Source organism: Nonomuraea purpurea, assembly GCF_042650645.1.
Classification (GTDB): domain Bacteria; phylum Actinomycetota; class Actinomycetes; order Streptosporangiales; family Streptosporangiaceae; genus Nonomuraea; species Nonomuraea purpurea.
The window spans coordinates 1-17310 of record NZ_JBHSBI010000015.1 but is presented as its reverse complement, the minus strand read 5'-3'; the positions used below and the strand labels follow the sequence as shown (position 1 = coordinate 17310).

At 68.9% G+C, this 17310-nt stretch carries 13 protein-coding genes and 1 pseudogene; 7 read left to right on the top strand and 7 right to left on the bottom strand.

Annotated features, from left to right (window positions below):
- Positions 1-49: 49 nt before the first annotated feature.
- Entirely contained in the window at positions 50-1204 is a 1155-nt protein-coding gene (locus ACFOY2_RS28110; protein ID WP_379531080.1) for a DUF5685 family protein, read from the bottom strand.
- Between the two features lie 403 nt (positions 1205-1607).
- Here ACFOY2_RS28110 and ACFOY2_RS28105 point away from each other — a divergent pair, with 403 nt between their 5' ends.
- Positions 1608-1751 (top strand): hypothetical protein, encoded by a 144-nt coding sequence (locus ACFOY2_RS28105; RefSeq protein ID WP_379531079.1) that lies wholly within the window; start codon positions 1608-1610, stop codon positions 1749-1751.
- Positions 1752-1816: 65 nt separating this feature from the next.
- The gene (locus ACFOY2_RS28100) at positions 1817-2113 is read left to right on the top strand and encodes a hypothetical protein (RefSeq protein WP_379531078.1); all 297 of its coding nucleotides are present in this window, start codon (positions 1817-1819) and stop codon (positions 2111-2113) included.
- 878 nt (positions 2114-2991) lie between these two features.
- Here the strand turns inward: ACFOY2_RS28100 and ACFOY2_RS28095 are convergent.
- Together ACFOY2_RS28095 and ACFOY2_RS28090 are read right to left on the bottom strand one after the other, a co-directional pair.
- A complete protein-coding gene (locus tag ACFOY2_RS28095) occupies positions 2992-3180 on the bottom strand; it encodes a hypothetical protein (protein WP_379531077.1) in 189 nt (62 codons plus the stop codon).
- Positions 3181-3239: 59 nt separating this feature from the next.
- Entirely contained in the window at positions 3240-3602 is a 363-nt protein-coding gene (locus ACFOY2_RS28090) for a hypothetical protein (RefSeq protein WP_379531324.1), read from the bottom strand.
- Between the two features lie 327 nt (positions 3603-3929).
- On the opposite strand from ACFOY2_RS28090, the gene ACFOY2_RS28085 reads away from it, so the two are divergent.
- The 5 genes from ACFOY2_RS28085 (at position 3930) to ACFOY2_RS28065 (ending at position 12588) form a co-directional block, all read left to right on the top strand.
- On the top strand, positions 3930-5462 hold the full coding sequence (locus ACFOY2_RS28085) for a TIGR02677 family protein (protein ID WP_379531076.1): 1533 nt from the start codon (positions 3930-3932) through the stop codon (positions 5460-5462).
- Entirely contained in the window at positions 5459-6610 is a 1152-nt protein-coding gene (locus ACFOY2_RS28080; RefSeq protein WP_379531075.1) for a TIGR02678 family protein, read from the top strand. Before ACFOY2_RS28085 ends, ACFOY2_RS28080 begins: the two co-directional genes overlap by 4 nt.
- Complete coding sequence (locus tag ACFOY2_RS28075; RefSeq protein ID WP_379531074.1) at positions 6610-10734, top strand: TIGR02680 family protein; 4125 nt, start codon at positions 6610-6612, stop codon at positions 10732-10734. Before ACFOY2_RS28080 ends, ACFOY2_RS28075 begins: the two co-directional genes overlap by 1 nt.
- Positions 10731-12047: a TIGR02679 family protein gene (locus tag ACFOY2_RS28070; protein ID WP_379531073.1), complete on the top strand. Its 1317-nt coding sequence runs from the start codon at positions 10731-10733 to the stop codon at positions 12045-12047. Before ACFOY2_RS28075 ends, ACFOY2_RS28070 begins: the two co-directional genes overlap by 4 nt.
- A gap of 121 nt (positions 12048-12168) precedes the next feature.
- Positions 12169-12588, top strand: coding sequence for a hypothetical protein (locus ACFOY2_RS28065; RefSeq protein WP_379531072.1), 420 nt, complete (start codon positions 12169-12171; stop codon positions 12586-12588).
- A 505-nt stretch (positions 12589-13093) separates the two neighbouring features.
- On the opposite strand, the gene ACFOY2_RS28060 is transcribed toward ACFOY2_RS28065, so the two are convergent.
- The 4 genes and pseudogenes from ACFOY2_RS28060 to ACFOY2_RS28045 all read right to left on the bottom strand — a co-directional run.
- On the bottom strand, positions 13094-15001 hold the full coding sequence (locus tag ACFOY2_RS28060; RefSeq protein ID WP_379531071.1) for a bifunctional sugar phosphate isomerase/epimerase/4-hydroxyphenylpyruvate dioxygenase family protein: 1908 nt from the start codon (positions 14999-15001) through the stop codon (positions 13094-13096).
- 52 nt (positions 15002-15053) lie between these two features.
- Positions 15054-15989 (bottom strand): ABC transporter substrate-binding protein, encoded by a 936-nt coding sequence (locus ACFOY2_RS28055; protein WP_379531070.1) that lies wholly within the window; start codon positions 15987-15989, stop codon positions 15054-15056.
- Positions 15990-16556: 567 nt separating this feature from the next.
- Positions 16557-16949 carry a RidA family protein gene (locus ACFOY2_RS28050; RefSeq protein ID WP_379531069.1) on the bottom strand — a complete coding sequence of 131 codons (393 nt, stop codon included), beginning with the start codon at positions 16947-16949 and terminating at the stop codon, positions 16557-16559.
- A gap of 12 nt (positions 16950-16961) precedes the next feature.
- Positions 16962-17180 (bottom strand): annotated as a pseudogene (locus tag ACFOY2_RS28045) (RidA family protein); the annotation flags it as partial.
- Positions 17181-17310: the final 130 nt, after the last annotated feature.

Here is a 17310-nt window from a genome sequence, read left to right as displayed (position 1 = left end):
GGCCACCGGACTTATCGCCCAGACCCTGCTGACGTGACGGCTGCGGCGGTCAGTCGCAGCCGCAGCCGTCACAGCAACAGCCGTCCTCGCCCGAGCAGCAGGAGCAGCAGTTGCCGCAGCAGTCGTAGCCGGAGCAGTCGAAGCGCTCGCAGAAGGAGCCCTCGCGGTCCTCGTCCCAGGCAGGCCGGTACAGGCCGCACGTACAGCACGTCAGTGCGGCGCACGCCAGCGACAGCAGCCCGCCGGGATCCTGCTTCGGCGGCCGTCCTCCCGGCGGCGCGCCGGGATCGCCGGGCGCGTGTCCGGGCGGGTGGCCGGTGCCGTGGGTTCCGGCGGTGGCGAAGGCTCGGGAGACGGCGCTGCCGGTCTCCCGCACCAGCAGGGCGCGCGTCAGGCCAGGTCGGGGCATGTCCAGCTCGTCCACGGCGGCGCGCAGCTCGGCGTGCGCGGCGTCGCAGTGGCGGCGCGCCTCGTCCAGGCCGGTGCCGGTGGCGGCCAGCGGGTTGTACGCCCCAGACGTCCGGTCGTCGGCCAGGTCCTCCACCGCGTCGATCAGGTGTGCCAGCTTCCCGAATCCGCGACCGGCCGCCTCCAGAGCCTCCCGGTTGTGCGGCTTCCCCGCGAGCACTGCGGTGTGCGCGAACGCGGCGGCGACGGCGTCCTCGGTGGGCCCCGTCAACTCTCGTAACCCGGGCGCCGCGCTGCTTCCCGAGGGCGCCTGGGCGGGGGCGCGTTCCAGAAGGGCCTGGCGGTCGGCCGCCGCCGTCAGCGGGCTGGGGTCGAACCCCAGCGTGCCGGCCATGGCCGTACCGGCCGAGGACCAGCGGCCCGCCAGGCGGGTGGCGCCGGCGGCCACCGGGCCGCGGGCGTACACGCCGTCCCCGTCCGCCACGTGGTCGCTCACCTTTCCGGCCGCCAGGAGCAGCGACACCGAGGCCGCCAGCCGTACCCCCTCGGACTCCACTACGTCGGCACCCTTGAAACCGCGGAGCGCACACGGGCCCGCCCGCCGGCGCGCCGCGGACGTGGGCGACTGGGCCTCGGCGAGGACGGACACGAGCAGGCCGTCGTAGTTGGTCACCAGGCGCGACAGGTGTCCGTGCTCGTCGCGGAGCGCCAGGCAGAGCCCGCACAGGTGACCCATCCAGTCCGCGTAGAGCCCCTTGCACATGACGTGCCGACACGGGCGGACAATGCCGAACATACGTCCCCTTATGTGAGCATTTGCGAGCCAACCGTAGCACCAGGTCGCCGGAAGATACCGCGGCGGCGAACGGATCCGCAGGAAGGAGACGGTGCCCTCACCGACCGGCCTGGAGCACTGCGCTTGCCGACCTAAAGGCCCAAAATCGTTGGACAAGGGGAACCCACACGGCCATCGTTTGCCATGATCGGATCTGGCTCGGTGCAGCAGCAGTGCCGCTTGTCTGACCACCACCCGCGAGCAACTGCAGAAGCCGTTTAGAAGCTCAGAACGGATGGCCAGCGGCAAGTAGTTACGTCTGGGCCCGCACCTGACCAGCTTGGGGTCATCCACCGGAGCAGATACACCTCTGTCGACGTGGTGCAGGCTCGGCGAGGGCGCTGAGCTCGTCGCGGTCGGCGTGGTGTTTTCGCGCGACTGCGTCGTCGCGATGCGGCCCGACGGCACCGTGTCCTTCCGATTCACCGACTTCGACCACATCTTGGGGGAACCGGGCGAGTACGGATGCACGCCGAACGTCTATCTGCACCCCATGACGACCCACTAACGATCCCCGCACCGCCACGGCCAGCCCTGGCGGCGCGGGACCTAAACGGCTGGTACAAATGGGGCATGAGCGAATCCGTCGGGTATCCCCCGCGGCGGAACGTGCCGGCGGCCCGGCGTGTCTACAGTCGGACGTACCGTGTGTGGGCCCGCGTGCTCCTGTGGACGCCGATCGCCCTCACGGTAGCCGGTGTCGTCCTCGGCCTGGGGCTGTTCGCGGCAGCTGACGCCGACCCGACGCACAATTCGTCCGCGCTCGGCTATCTCGGCCTCGTTGTGTGGGGCGCCCTCGCGGTCCTTTCACCGGTCCTGCTCGGGTCATTCATCGCCGGGCTGGTCATGCTGAACCGCACGCGCAGTTGAGGTCGCGGCGGGACGCGGCCCGACACAGAGTGCCGCTGCGCAGGCAGCCAGGCGGAGAAGCGGCGCCGGGGCGGAAGGCGGGTGGACCGGATCGACGCCTGCATGCCAGTTTGGTTGTGATGCCCCGTACCGCTTCATGACCCATCGCAGGTGCTTGATCTGCGGTTTTGACCTTCAGCAACCCCCAGCCCGGGAAACTCATCTCGCTGAGAAGCTGACAGTCGGATTAAACATCCGGCCCCGCAATCGCCGCCTGCTCGCGGCGAGGCGTGGCCGCTGCTCTTCTCGCAACAGCTGGAGATGCCGAATGGATCATGGTGTGTGCGGGGTTGGTGCGCGCGAGCACGCAGGGAGCACTGCAAACGCTGGACGAAAATTCCAGAACGCATCCGATCCCGCGTCATCGCAGGTCAGACCATGATCAAAGCGCGCCCTGCAGGATTCGAACCTGCGACACATCGGATTAGAAGCAAGATCCTTAAGTGCCGGACAGTGTTGTTTGATGATGGTTCGCACCGTCCGACAGCGATTCCCACGTCCGGCAGCGCCGGATCACGCCCGGGCGTGCCGGGGCGTGCGAGCACGTACCGAGCACGGCGGCGGTCCTGCCCACCGCCGCAGCGCCATACTCCGAGCTCCGCCCATGACCTGGGTATAAAGGCAGAGCGCACACCCCATCACGGATTGATGACCGCTTCCGGCTTTTGTATAGAGCGTGCCGGGTAGGGGATGCGCATGGCCACACTCATAGACCGGGTACGCGCATATCTGCGCAGCCCCAAAGGCAGAGCAAACATGGAAAAGGCGAAACGGATGGCCCGTGACCCCCGCAACCAGCAGAAGGCTCGGCGTTTTCTAGAGCGGTTCCGGGGGCGGCGTCACTGATCCGGGCGGACGGCGGTCTGCAGTACACCGACCACCCGAAACTCTACGAGGCCAGACTGGTGTGCCCCGGGCCGAATGGGGCGGACGTCCTCGCAGCGGCGGTTGAGCAGGTCGGTGTAGTCCTCGACAGCGGCGCGCGAGTTCGCGAAGACGAGGTTGGGGGAGCCGCGCAGCGTGGCCACAAATCCGACTCTGACCTGCCCACCCCCGACTTCCGCAACACCCTTTAGGCGTTCGATCGTCAGCGAGACGCCTGCGGGGACGAGTCGTTCTCCACCGGGAAGGTGACCATGCCGGTGCTGCCGTTGTAGTTCGTATTGCCTTCCCAGGTGGCGATGTAGGCGGTGTCCCCTGTCTCGGGCGGGGCGTCGGTGATGGTGAACGTGCCGTTCGCCGCCGTCGTCACGGCCGGGAGGGTCTGGGTGGCACCGCCGCCGAGCCGGCGGCGGGTCACAATGAGCTGCTGGACGCCGGGCTCGGTGCCGTCGCTCAGCGTGAACTTGCCGGTGACGGTGAGCGGCTTTCCGGCCACGGCGTCGGAGGGCATGGTCAGGGTCAGCGACGATGGGGTGCGGGTGATGTCCTCGATCCGCCACAGGTGCAACCGGCGCCGACCAGCGTGGTGATCACGTAGAACCGGCCGCCGTGGTGGCGGATGATGGGCGCATAGACGCCGCTTGCCGAGTTGCTCCCAGTGCACCAGGTCACGACTGTGGAAGATCGATACGCCGGGGAAGTATTCGAAGCTGGAGCACACCAGGTAGTAGTCATCGCCTGCCCGGCACACGCTGGGGTCGGGGAAGAACCTGTCGGGTGGCCGGGAGGATCACGAGGAGGGGCGATGTGGCCGTGCGGGAAGACTCTGCTCATTCCCCGAAACTCCCCACCGACATTGAACACGGCACTCCCTTTGGGCAGGGAAACTGTCGGTATGGCTTTCCCGTCTCAGGAGCATCAGCCCTTCGCTCACCTGAGCGCGCCCAACGCGGCCTTCTACCGGGGGATCCTCCGAGCGTTCGCGCGAGCGAAGGAACGATTCATCGTGCATCTCCGGCCCGAGGACGTGGCAGCGGAGCTGCGGCGGGACAATGACGACGCGCTCGCGCAGGCACTGGACAAGCTGCGGGAATGGGGCAACCTGCGGGCTGACGCCGACACCGGCAGGGTCACGAGCGTGGAGGACTTCCACCGTAAGCGGTACCTGTTCCAGCTCACGCATGCCGGGCAGGCCGCCGAGCAGGCGATCTCGTTCTACGAGGATGCCATCGGGAAACGCGGGGCACTGCAGTCTGTTGCGTTGGGAGACATCGCCGAGCAGTTGCAGTCGCTGGCCGTTCTTGCTCGCGATGCGGATCCCGACCTTGCGCGCGCGCACCTGCTGCTGCTGTCCCTGTCCGATCGGTTCTCGTCGCTGGCCGACAACGCGCAGGCGTTCATGGCCTCGTTGCGGCGCGCGATCGACTTCTCCGACGGTGACGTGGCGGGGTTCATTGCCTACAAGGAACGGCTGATCGACTACATCAACCGTTTCATCGCCGACCTTGCCAACTCCGGCGCGCGGATCGCCACGCTCCTGGGTGAGCTGGAGAAATTCGACCATGATCGGCTACTCCGGCTGGCCGCGCGCCGTGAGGCCGCCGACGCGGTGCCCGACGAGGAAGAGGCGGCGGAGGCGTACGTCAAAGCCGAGGAAGCGGCGTTCGCTTCCTGGTCCAATCGCTGGCGCGGCCTCCGGGACTGGTTCATCTCCACGGGCGCCGATCGGCCGTCGCAGGCGCGACTGCTTCGCCAGGCGGCGATCACGGCGATCAAGCAGCTCATCGACACGGTCGGGCTGCTCAACGAGCGGCGATCTGGGCGTTCCGACCGCAGCGCTGACTTCCGGGCGCTGGCGCGCTGGTTCGCCGAGGCTCCCGATGAGGCGGCTGCGCATCGGCTGTGGCGGGCGGCGTTCGGGCTGACCCCGGCCCGGCATCTGACGGTGACGGCCGCGACGCTGGAGGAATGGCGCGAGGTCGAGGGAGGAGTCCCCTGGCGAGAGGCGCCGCCGATCAGGATCTCGCCGCAGCTACGCCGTACCGGCTCCTATGAGCGGCGCGGTAAGCCGAACAAGGTGACCGACCGTTCCCAGGCCCGCCGACTGCTGGTGGAGCAGGCCGAGCGGGAGGCGAGTGAGACGGCCGCGGCTCGGGCCGCACTGCGGACCGACGGGCCAGTCCTGCTGTCAGAGCTGAATAGTCTCGATCCACGGGTGTTCCGATTGTTCCTGGGGCTGCTGGGCGACGCGCTCGCGGCCCGCCGGCCAGGCGAGACGGAGGTAAAGACGGTGAGTGCCGACGGATCGATGGAGATACGCCTGATGCTCGTTCCCGACGGCGGCGAGGTGGAGATCCATACGGAGGACGGCGTGCTCACCGGGCCCGAGCACGTGATTGATATCACTGACCTGACGGTCGGAGCATGATCGGGGACGAGGAGCGGATTCAGCGGCGTGCCGCGCTGCGCGCGCTCCTGGCCAGACCGCTACTCACCGCCGAGCGTGATCCCGAGGCACTGCTGCTGGTGCGCCGGCATGTGACCGAGTTGCGCGACTGGCTCGCACGCGAGACCGGCTGGCGGCTCATGGTGGACTCGGGGACGGCGCGGCTGTTCAAGACCGCCCCCGATACACAAGACGCGACTCACCCGGCGCGGGGAAAGGCGGGAGAGCCGTACGGTCGGCGCCGCTACGTACTGTTCTGCCTGGCTCTGGCCACGCTCGAACGGGCGGACGCGCAGACCACGCTCGGCCGGCTTGCAGAGGAGGTGCTGTCGGCCGCGGCAGAGCCGGAGCTGGACTTCACCTTCACTCTCGATACCCGCGCCGAGCGAGCCGATCTGGTCGCCATCGTGCGCATGTTGCTCGACTGGGGTGTGCTGCGCAGGGTCGCCGGCGATGAGGAGGCTTACCTGTCGGAGACCGGTGACGTGCTGTACGACGTACGCAGGCCAGTACTGGCCACGCTGCTCACCGGCGCGAGGGGCCCGTCCACGATCACCGCGCCCTCGTTCGAGGAGCGGCTCGCCGAGCTGACTGCCGAGCCGGTCGCCGACACCGACGACCTGCGCAACCAGGCCCTGCGCCGCAGGCTGACCCGCAAGCTCCTGGAGGATCCGGTGATCTATTTCGCCGACCTCGACGAAGCCGAGCGCGCCTACCTGACCTCCCAGCGACATGCCATTGTCCGCCGGTTGGAAGAGGCCACCGAGCTGGTGGCCGAAGTTCGAGCCGAGGGCATCGCGATGGTCGATCCCGAAGACCAGTTGACCGATGTCCGCATGCCGGAGCAGTACACCGACGGCCACGTGACGCTGCTGGTGGCCGAGCAGCTGGCCGTCCACGGCGAGCTGACGGTCGAAGAGCTGAAGGCCTTCGTCCGGCAGGCGGCCCGCGAGCACATCTCCTTCTGGCGCAAGGGCGTGACCGAGCCGGGCGCCGAGACCGGCCTGCTCGCCACGGCCTTGGACAAGCTGACGGCGTTGCGGCTCGTGCACGTCGCCGAGGGCGCTGCCGTGGGGCTGCCCGCCATCGCCCGCTACGCACTGGCCGAACCCGTGATCAAAGGACAGTGATGCTGACCTCCCCGACCTCCGAACGCTGGAAGCCGCTGCGTGCCGGGCTCGTCGACCTGTTCTATTACGACGTAGAGGAGTTCCACTTCCACGACGGCCGCCTGCTGCTGCGCGGCAACAACGGCACCGGCAAGTCCAAGGTGCTGGCCCTGACGCTGCCGTTCCTGCTTGACGGGGAGCTGGCCCCGCATCGGGTCGAACCGGACGGCGACCGGCAGAAGCGCATGGAGTGGAACCTGCTGCTGGGCGGCAAACACCCGCACCCCGAGCGGCTGGGTTACGCGTGGCTGGAGTTCGGCCGACGTACGGTGGACGGTTCGGAGGAGTTCCGTACGATCGGGTGCGGGCTGAAGGCGGTCAGGGACCGCGGCATCGTCCGGCACTGGTTCTTCCTCACTCCACAGCGCATCGGCGCGGAACTTCATCTGCTCTCCTCCACCGGCGTGGTACTCACCAGGGAGAAGCTACGCGAGGCCGTCGAGGGCCGCGGGATGGTGTACGACCGGGCCGCTGACTACCGCAGGGCCGTGGACGAGGCTCTTTTCGGGCTCGGCGAGCACCGCTACGAGGCCCTGGTGAACTTGCTCATCCAGTTGCGCCAGCCGCAGTTGTCGAAGAAACCGGACGAGAAACTGCTGTCCCGCGCCCTGACCGAGGCGCTGCCGCCGCTCAGTCCCGCTCTGATCACCACGGTCGCCGAAGCGTTCCGCGGCCTCGACGAGGAGCGCGACGCCCTGCGGGGGCTGGAGGAAGCGCGCGAGGCGGCGACAGGCTTCCTGATCCACTACCGTCGCTACGCCGCCATCGCGGCCAAGCGCAAGGCTGCCGTGCCACGACTGGCACACAGCCGTTATGAGCATCTGGGCCGGGACCTCGGCGAGGCCGAGGGCCGCCACGCCGCGGCAGAGACGGAGCTGGCGGCGGCCCAGCAGGTGCTGGAAGAACTGGAGGAACAGCGAACCCTGCTGGAGGCACGCCGGGACGCGCTTCGGGAAAGCCCCGAGATGCGTGACGCGGAGCGGCTCAAGCAGTACGGCCAGGAGGCCAAGCGGCTGGCCGATCACGCTCGCCGCTGTGAGCAGGAACGCGACCGCCTCGCAGGCGAGGCGCAGCGGCGCGAGCAGCGAGCCCGTACGGCCCGGGACAAGGCCGACGCGACAGGGCGCGACCTCGACCGGGTGCAGGATCTGACCGTGTCGGCCGCCCGTGAGGCGCGGTGCGAGCCCGGGACCGCCCGCACGGAGCCGGATCATCTCCTTACGGCCGACCAGCCGGAGCTGGCGCGGATCCGGCGTGAGGCCGAGGCGCTGGCGGATCGTCAGGAGCAGATGATCGGCGAGTTGGAGCGGCTCATCGACCGCGTGCGCCGCGCCCAGGAGCGAATGAGAGCCGCGCGCGCCGAGGTGGAGCGGCTGACCGCGGAGACACAGGCCGTGGCTCAGCGCGTCGCCGACGCGGAAGAGGCGGTGAGCGGGGCCGTCACCGGGCTCGTCCAGGAGTACACCCTCTACCTGGCCGGTCTCGTCGAGCTGCGGCTGGACGATCCCGATGAGGTGATCGCGGCACTGCAGTCCTGGGCTGCCTCTACCGACGGCCCCAACCCGGCCGCGAACGCCGTGGGCGACGCGACCAGAACGGCCACTGACGCGCTCGGCCGGTTGGGGGCAGAGCTGGACTCCGAGATCCAGGAGGCGACGCGGGCCGCCGCAGACCTGTCCGAAGAGATCTCCCGTTTGGAGGCCGGTGGCCACGAGGCGCCGCCCCCACCTCACACGCGCGGCCCCGCCACCCGCCTCGACCGTCCAGGCGCACCCCTGTGGAAGGTGGTGGACTTCGCCGACGCGGTGCCCGCCGACCATCGGGCCGGGCTGGAAGCCGCACTGGAGGCCGCCGGCATCCTGGACGCCTGGGTGACGCCGGGCGGGAGGTTGCTGGCCGCTGATGACACCGTCGTCGTCGCCGGCGGGCCGCTGTCCGGCCCATCCTGCGTCGCCGTCCTGCGTCCGGCTGTTGACCGGGCCGATCGGCAGGCCACGACACTGGCCGACAGCGCCGTGGAGGCCGTGTTGTCCGGCATCGGGCTCGGACCAGGCAACGACGGCCAGGCGTGGGTGGCGGTCGACGGCAGGTGGGCGAACGGCGTGCTCACCGGCTCCTGGCGCAAGAGTGAGGCGCACTACATCGGCGAGGGCGCCAGAGAGGCGGCGCGGCGGACCCGGCTGGCGACTCTCCGCGGGGAGCTGGACCAGGCCAATCGGCGGATCGAAGAGCTGCGCGGCCGACTTGAGTCGCTCGCCGCCCGCCGGGACAGGCTCGCCGCGGAACACCGCGGCCTGCCCCCGGACTCCGAGCTGCGGGAGGCGCACGTCAAGCGCGCCACCGCCTACGAACGGCGTGAGGAGGTCAACGCCGCGCACGCCGCGGCGGGCATGGCGCTGCGCGAGCGGCAGGACGAGCTCCGGGATGCGGGCATCCAGGCTGAGGAGTTCGCCGCGGACGTCGGCCTGCCCGCGGATCCCGCGGCGCTCGATGAGGTCAAGGGTGCGCTCACCCGCTATCGGCTGGCCCTGGCCCAGTTGTGGCCCGCCATACAAGTATGGCGTGACGCGCAGGAGAGCGCCGCGGACGCCTCAGGGGAGCTCGGAAGGACGAAGGAGCAGCTCGACGGCGCCGCCGAACTGGCCGCGAAGGCAGGTGAGGAGGCGGGCGCCGCAGCCGAGGCGTACCGCACGCTGGTCGAGACCGCGGGCGCCGCCGTCGAGGAGCTGTTCCGCCGGCTCGACCAGGTGGAGCACGAACTGCGCGAGCGTGCCATCGCCGAACGCGCCACTCGCCTGCGCGAGCAGCAGGCCCTGCAGGAACGCGGCAAGGCCGAGGGCGAACGCGACAACCTGCGCAAACAGATCGAGGAGGCGGTCACGGCACGCGACGCCGCCGTGCAGGAGTTCCAGGCGTTCGCCGCCACTGGCCTGCTGCACGTCGCGCTGGCCGGCCTGGACGTTCCCGACACGGACGGCAAGTGGGCGGCGACACCCGCCGTGCTCCTGGCCAGGACGGTCAACGCCGAGCTCAACGCCGTGGACGACGGCGACGGCCCGTGGGACCGGGTGCAGAAGAAGGTCGCCGAGGAGCACAAGCTGCTGTCGGACGCCATGGCCAGGCACGGGCACTCCGTAGGGCTGGCCCTGCACGACGGCGTCATGATCGTCGACGTGATCTTCCAGGGGCGCGCCAGGGACATGCCCGAGCTGGCCGCGGCGCTGGCCGAGGAGACCGGGCAACGCGCACAGCTCCTGTCAGCCAAGGAACGCGAAATCCTGGAGAACCACCTTCTCAACGAGGTCGCCGGCACGCTGCACGAGCTGATCGCCGCAGCCGAGTCGGAGGTTCAGGAGATGAACGCCGAGCTGGAATCCCGTCCCACCTCCACCGGCATGCGGCTGCGCCTGATCTGGAAGACGGCCAGGAACGCCCCCGACGGGCTCGACCGGATCAGAGGCAAGCTCCGCCAGACAGTGGACGCCTGGTCCTCCGCCGACCGGTCCGCCGTCGGAGCGTTCCTGCAGGAGCGGATCGCCCGCGAGCACACCGACAATCCGGCCGCGGGCTGGACCGAGGCCCTGACCAGAGCGCTGGACTATCGTGCCTGGCACGAGTTCGCGATCCAGCGGCTTCAGGACGGCCAGTGGCGGGCCGCGACCGGTCCCGCCTCCGGCGGAGAACGGGTGCTGGCGGCGTCGATGCCGCTGTTCGCCGCCGCCTCGGCCCACTACAAGTCCGCGGGCAACCCGTACGCGCCGCGCCTGGTCGCACTGGACGAGGCGTTCGCCGGAGTGGACGACGACTCCCGGGCCAAGTGCCTGGGCCTGCTGGCCACGTTCGACATGGACGTGGTGATGACCAGCGAGCGTGAGTGGGGTTGTTACCCGCAGGTGCCCGGCCTGGCGATCTGCCAGCTCTCGCGCCGTGATGGCATCGACGCCGTGCTGGTGACGCCCTGGCGATGGGACGGGCGCGAGCGGCGGCGGGCAGAACGCCCTGCTGTCGCCGTGCCCTCCCCCGCACCCACCGTACGGCAGCAGGAGGACCTGTTCGGCATGGACGAGGGCGGCGCGACCGGATGAGCGGCGGGGACACAAACGACTCCGTGGCAGGCGGCGGCACGGGCGGCTCCGGCTCCACGGCAGGCGGCGGTGCGAGCGAGAGGCTGGTGCGGCTGCTGGGCGGCGACGAGACCGCCTGGCTGGTCGACCGGGCACGCCGCCGTCTGGAACAGGGCAAACCGCTGACCGGAACGGTGACACTCACGACGGCGACCCCAGCGCAGCGCCGCGCGGCCGAGGTGCTGCTCGGCCGCCGTGCGGGAGCCGGTTCCTCTCTGTCGGTCTCCTTGGACGAGGTGGACCGGACCCTGCGAGTGGGCGGCATCACCGCGGACGGTCTGCACGAGGCCGTCATCCGCCTGCGCGGCCCGGTGCGGGACCTGGCCGGGGAGAAGGTCGCGCAGGCGACAGCCTGGGAACGAGCATTCGCCAGGCTCGACGCCCTCGTCATCGACCGGCCCGAACTGTCCGGGTGGCGATCGTGGCTGGAATCCACCGGCCTGGTCAGAAGGCTCGCCGCCACGGCCGGAGAAGCACGTACCCTGCTCGACCGGCTGAGCACCGTGCTGGAGCGGCTGCCGTCACCGGGCACGCGTCTCGGCCGGCTCGCCGCCGAAACCTGCGCAGACGCACACGCTCTGGACGAAGGACGCCCGCTGGCGACCCTCGCCCTGTCCGCGGCCCGCGCCCTGTCCGGCCTGCCGTACGCGGGCGAAGGCGGCGCGGACGCCCGCCGCTCGGCCTGGGCCGCGGTAGGTGTGCACCTTGACGACCTATCCTCCTTCGTGCTCTGCCTGGGGCTACCGGGTGACGACCACTCCCCCACCGGACGCATGCTCAGCGCCGCCAGGACAGCGGGCGAGCCATGCGTGCTGACCCTGCGTCAGCTCCTCCGGCACGAAGCACCACTGCGCGCGAACCTGGTCAGGATCTGCGAGAACCCGGTCGTGGTCGCGGCAGCGGCCGACGAACTCGGAGCCTCCTGCCCACCCCTGGTATGCGGCGGCGGCCGGCCGTCGGCAGCCGTCTGGCGGCTGCTGGACCTGCTCGCGGCCGGCGGCGCGACGTTCGCCTACCACGGGGACTTCGACGGGGGCGGGATCGCCATCGCCGCCGCGGTCCACGAACGGGTGGGATTCCTGCCGTGGCGCTTCGACGCCGCCTCCTATCGAGCCGTGCCCTCCTCGGCTCCGCTTTCCGGGCAGGTGCGCCCGACCCCCTGGGATCCGGAGCTGTCCGCGGTGATGGAGCGACGGGGTGTGCGGGTCGAGGAGGAGCTCGTACTTGCTGAGTTGATCGCTGACCTGGCTCCGAAAGGACGTCGCGGGCACTGAAGTCGCAGACTTCCTTGTGATCACCGAGGTGGTCTCGACGCTCGGCCCACATATTCCCCGATCTTGTGCGGTGCCAAAACTCGTCCATGGCACCCGGCCTGGCCTTCTATCCTCGGCACTCGTGTTTCTACGCCTGCTGTATCTGCTGATGGCCCGGTTGTTCGGCTGGTTGACGCTTCTCACGCGGGGCGACACCTCCAAGGAGATGGAGATCTTGGTGCTGCGGCATGAGGTAGCCGTCCTGCGTCGTCAGATCGCCCGGCAACAACCGGACTGGGCCGACCGGGCAGTGCTGGCCTCACCGTCTCCTGGGGTAAGACGTCCAAAGTGGCAAGTTCGAGGTGGAACGTTACGGCGAGTTCCTCGTGGCCCGCGTAGGCCCGGACCCCAGTACGCCTGGAGAAGGCCAGCCATCATCACCTCGGTACTCAACTGGGAGGTGTTCACCACGGCCGCCGCCAACGGATACTTCGCCAACCTGCCGAAAGCCGCAATCGGGGAACCCTACGGCCCCAAGGTCATGACACCGGCCGTGGCGTAACCGGTGACCACGATGTCCTACGGCCAGCGTCCGGCCCGGGGAAGGAGGCCGCGCGGGTGGACCCGTCCCCCCTGCGGGCCGTGGGGGTATTCGACGCCTTGTTCGTTCTCGTGCTGGTCCTGGCCGGGCTGAACAATCGACGCCAGCCAGCGACGATGTGCCATCGCGCCGCTGCGGCCCCCAAGACAAGCCCCCTGCTTGCTTGTCAACTCTGGGTCAGCCGGCCCGCCCCTCAGTATGCGGGGGACCTCGGCATCTCGTTCACCAGCTTCGAGGAATGGGCGCAAGAGCACATGCGACCCATAGCTTGACGCTAGATCCAGCTGGGGCCATCTGCTGGAGGGCGCTGTCGATCTCGAAGCGGATCAGCCGATGGGGTTGAGCCAGGTGCCCACCTCGGACACTCCGCAGTCCGGGTGGACCCGGGGGCGCTTCGGCTCCACCGCAGGTTCATTCGTCTGATCGTCGGAGCCGTCGCCAGAGCGGCCTCGCCAGGTCCGGCAGGTCATCTCAGCCGGTCACTTCCTGCTTGCTGTTCGCGCGCTTGGCGGTGGGCGGCCATGCGAACGGGAGCGTTGGCGGCCCCGTAGCCGTTGTAGCCGTTGACCCGTTGCAGCACCTCGAAGAACATCTGTGATCCGAGGATCTCGGTGTAGAGGTGGAACAGTTCGCCGTGCTCGTCGCGGTCGTAGAGCACGTTGAGGTCGCGCATCTGGGACAGCAGGTCGGGCGCGAGCGCGAAGCGGGCGTCGAGGTCGTCGTAGTAGTTGTCGGTGATGGCCAGAACAGGGGCCCCGCGATCGCGCAGTGCCCGGGCGACGGAGAACAGCGCGTCGGTGCTGAAGGCGATGTGTTCGGGGTCTCGTACCGTGGGGGCCCAGTCGCCGCGGCGCAGCACCGCGCCGTGCAGGGCAATGCGGACGCGGCCCGAGGAGTCGGCGACCGTACGGCTGTGGACCAGTCCGAACGGTGCCGCGTATTCGATCTCGTCGAGGGGATCGAGGCCGAGGAGTGCGCTGTAGAACAGGGTTGATTCGGTGAAGCGGTCGAAGGGCTGTGCCAGTGCGATGTGGTCGATGTGGCGGAGGAGTGTCCGGTCCGCGGCTTGCCCGGTGGGTGTGAAGTCGGTGCGCCAGTCGGTTCCTGGTCCGCTTCCGCAGAAGAAGATGTGGGTGCCGTCAGGAGCGGCGACGGCGTTCAGATCGGCTTCAGCGTGGTCGCGGCGGCGGTGCAGGCGTGGGGCGAGCAGGGCCTGGGCGCGGTGAGCGGAGTCTTGGGGGACGTCGCTCTCCACCGCCACGGCGGCGATTTTCGCGTTGTTCGAGGTCGAGGGGTGACTGGGAGCCCAGTTCAGCAGCACGTTGCTGGAGTCCTGCTGCCAGAGTTGCACGGGTTTGGTGCAGTGCTGACCGATGTGGGTGAAGCCCAGTGCGGTAAGCGCGGCGGTGAGTTGTGGCCCCGACTCGTCGTCGACGGTCACTTCGGCGAAGGAGAATCCCCTCAGCGGAGGGGACGCCGGAGGTACCGCGGACGCCATGTGATCAGGCTGGACGGTCAGGGACTCGCGCAGGGCGAGCAGGGACCGCATCGCGTCGGCAGCGGCCGGTCGCGGATCGCTTTGCCGGAAGACGTCGTTGAACACCTCCAGCGACAGGGGTCCGGTGTAGCCGGCGGCCAGCACCTGCTTCACGAAGCCGGGCAGGTCGAAGGCTCCCTGGCCGGGGAAGAGGCGGTGGTGCCTGCTCCACTGCAGCACGTCCATGTCGAGGACGGGCGCGTCGGCCAGTTGCAGGAAGAACAGCTTGCCCGCCGCAATGTCGGCGATCCCGGTCGGGGCGGGATTTTTGGACAACACGTGGAAGCTGTCCAGGCACAGGCCGAGGGCGGGGTGGTCGGCCCGCTGGACGATGTCCCAGGCGTGCTCCCAGGTGTTGACGTGACGGCCCCAGGCCAGGGCCTCGTAGGCGATGCGCATGCCGTGCCCGGCGGCGCGCTCGGCCAGGGTGTGCAGGTGTTCTGCTGCCAGGTCGTCATCGTCGATCGCGTGCGGGGACAGGGTCGAGCACACGAGCAGGGTGTCGGCGCCGAGGCGCCGCATCAGTTCCAGCTTGTGACAGGCGCGGCGCAGAGCATCCCGGTGCAGGGCGCCGGGGAGTGCTTCATAGTCGCGGAAGGGCTGGTACAGGTCGATGGTCAGGCCCAGGTCAGCGCACCTGCGCCTGATCTCCTCAGGAGACAGGTTCGAGACAATCAGGTCGTTCTCAAAGATTTCGACTCCGTCGAATCCGGCCGCCGCGGCCGCGTCGAGCTTGTCGTCCAGCATTCCTGACAGGCATACGGTCGCGATGCCGGTGCGCAGGCGAGGGGAGGCGGTCACGGTGCTGCCTTTCTCATCGTGGCGCGGTGTGCGCACGAACCAGAGGTTCCGGGGACGAGGAGCGCGCCGGAGCCAGCTAAGCTGTGCGCTATACGCACAGGGGTGGCAAGGGGAGGCGGCGGGTGTTGGCTGAGCCGGTGGCGAAGGGGCGTGGCGAGTACGGGCCGCATTTCGTCCAGTCGGTGGCGCGGGCACTGTCGGTGATGCGGTCGTTCACCGCCGAGCGGCGTCGGCAGAGCCTGGCCGAGGCGAGACCGGCGTTCTTGGCCTGCTGTACCAGGCCGGGGTCGATGTCGGCGGCGTCGACCTCGCCGGCCAGGAGGGCGTTCGTCCGTGCTTGCGGATCGTCGATGCCCTGGATGCGCAGGGACTCGGGCCGACCGTCGGCTTTGCCGCCCCAGTAGCCGGAGAACGCGGCGAAGACCTGCTCACCGCCCTCGACGCTGTTGTCGGCGTCGTAGGCCCATGGCCCGGTGCCGACGGGCGCTTTGTTGATCGAGCCGCCCTTCATCGCCGTCGGGCTGCCCATGTAGGCAGCCGAGGTGCCGAGCACGCGAAGCAGTCCCGGGTCGGAGTTCTTCAGGTTGATCTTTGCAGTGTGGTCATTGACGACCTCGATGTCCTTGACCGATGCCAGGTTGCCGCTGAGCGGGCCGCCGTTCTCGATGGTGTCCTGGAGGTTGAGCTTGACGGCCTCGGCGTCGAAGGCGCTGCCGTCGTGGAACTTAACCCCTTCGCGGAGGGTGAGCGTGATCGACTTGTCCTCGACGGTCCACTTGGTCGCCAGCTCGGGCTGGAAGTCGGTCGACGCCGGGTCGGTGGGCAGGCGAAGCAACGCCTCGTACGGGGCACGCATCCACGCCTCCACCGAACCGCTGTGCGGCGCCCAAGACTCGGGAAGGCCCTCGAACGCGAGACGGACCTCGCTGCGGCCCCCGCTGGAGGTGTCATCCGACGAGCACGCTGTCAGGCCGGTGAGGGCGAGCACGGCGAGCAGGCCACCGATTGGTGAGCGCAATCTCATGCTTGTCTCCTTGGACGATAGGGGACCCCAAGAGACGGGGTGCGCGACCGACGAGTGTCAGTCGCGCACCTGCGCCGCCCGTTGGCGCAATGCGGGCATCTGGGAGGAGTGAGCCATCACAACGATCAGCGCGGTGTTCACGTCGATGCCGCAGCGGGTGCGGACATTCGCGACATCGGAACCATTCCTCCGCCTGCCTTAAGCGGCTTTGCCACTTGGGCAATCGTGATGCGGCACGGCCTACAGTCGTCAATGGATTTGGCCACTTTGATGTGACGCACGTCTCTTCACATGCAGACGAGTGTTGCGCCTGCGAGGCCGATTGTCCCTCTTCCGTTCCGTAGAACGGCACGTTGGTGCCAGGATTCGCTCCGAGGAGTGCGACTTGATTCTATCGAATTGGTTATCAGATTTGGCCAATGCCCCGTTGCCCGCCGTTGATCGAGTGTTCTGCGCTTAGGCGTCCCTCAGAGAGGCCCTGCCCTATCGGAACGTCCGGTCGCCAGGGCAAGACGAACGGTCCCGTCGATTCTGCGACGGGACCGTTCAGGCCGGCTCTCTTCCTGGTCAGGCCGCTGAGCGTGCGGCCCACAAGTCGGGCTCGAAGCGTATGCCGGGCTTCGCCGTCAGCCGCGCGACCTCGACAACCTGCGGCACCGGCAGTTCGCGCCCGAAGTACCCGGCCACGATCGGCTCGATGACGGCCCAGTCCCGGATGTCGGTCAAGTACCAGTTGCTCCGGAAGACGTCGTCGAAGGTGGCTCTCGCCGATTCGAGCAGCTTTCGCTGGTTTTCCATGGCGTCGTGGGCCTGCTGCGCGATGGTCGCGGCAGGGATCTGGGCATAGGCTTCGGCGGCCGTTCCGCCGACGAAGACCGGCATCGCCGCGGTCCCCGTGAGCATCAGAAGCTCGTCGCTGAGCGACACCCCAGAGCCCTGCGGTGAGACGGTCTCGGCCACGCGCGCCCACCCGCTCACCTCTATGTGGGCCTCGGGTCGCTGCAGGTTCGAAACCACCACGCCGTTGACGATCGGTTGGTGGTCGCCGAACCACGCCTGGGCCTCCGCCTCGATCGCAGGCCAAGACCGGGGGTCTCGGAAGTAGACCGTCAGTTTGGCGATATCGGCACGATCAGCGCCCTGCGCCGCGAATTCGGATGTGATCAGATCCAGGCTCTGACGGAACTCGTCGGCCGGCGACTCTGCCGGGCCGGGTCGGACGGTCGGTAACTGTCAAACTGTTTGAGACGTTTTAGGCGACTTGTTCTGTATCGGAGTTGGTTTCCTCCTTGGCGGGTTCGTTGATCCAGACGGCTTTGGG

Bases quoted from the DNA above. Each gene is read 5' to 3' on its own strand.
- ACFOY2_RS28100 (WP_379531078.1), top strand. From the start codon at position 1,817: ATGAGCGAATCCGTCGGGTATCCCCCGCGGCGGAACGTGCCGGCGGCC.
- ACFOY2_RS28075 (WP_379531074.1), top strand. From the start codon at position 6,610: ATGCTGACCTCCCCGACCTCCGAACGCTGGAAGCCGCTGCGTGCCGGG.
- ACFOY2_RS28110 (WP_379531080.1), bottom strand. From the start codon at position 1,204: ATGTTCGGCATTGTCCGCCCGTGTCGGCACGTCATGTGCAAGGGGCTC.
- ACFOY2_RS28055 (WP_379531070.1), bottom strand. From the start codon at position 15,989: ATGAGATTGCGCTCACCAATCGGTGGCCTGCTCGCCGTGCTCGCCCTC.
- ACFOY2_RS28085 (WP_379531076.1), top strand. From the start codon at position 3,930: ATGGCTTTCCCGTCTCAGGAGCATCAGCCCTTCGCTCACCTGAGCGCG.
- ACFOY2_RS28070 (WP_379531073.1), top strand. From the start codon at position 10,731: ATGAGCGGCGGGGACACAAACGACTCCGTGGCAGGCGGCGGCACGGGC.
- ACFOY2_RS28080 (WP_379531075.1), top strand. From the start codon at position 5,459: ATGATCGGGGACGAGGAGCGGATTCAGCGGCGTGCCGCGCTGCGCGCG.